We start from the raw sequence: 211 nt of genomic DNA on the forward strand, positions 1-211 counted from the left end.
AACCGTTGTTTGTTCACTTGAATCAATGACTGCTTCGGCTCCATCCATCCCTTCCATATGATCGGCGTTTATTACAACCGTATCGCCAGGAGCATAAGCCTCCTCTTTATAACCTTCCAACTCTTCATGTATGACCCATTTATGGTTTTCAACAGGTGCTTCCCCCGTCGTTGGCGTATACGATACAGCATAAGCCGTTGTTGTATAGGCG

The 211-nt window shown here is 46.0% G+C and carries 1 protein-coding gene; it reads right to left on the bottom strand.

Annotated elements, in window-relative coordinates; genetic code table 11:
• The coding region (locus tag CHH91_RS19805) for a DUF1541 domain-containing protein (protein WP_141234288.1) at positions 1-211 on the bottom strand (211 nt) is incomplete at both ends.

The sequence above is a fragment of the Virgibacillus sp. 7505 genome (assembly GCF_002272135.1).
In the GTDB taxonomy this organism is placed as follows: Bacteria; Bacillota; Bacilli; order Bacillales; family Amphibacillaceae; genus Terribacillus.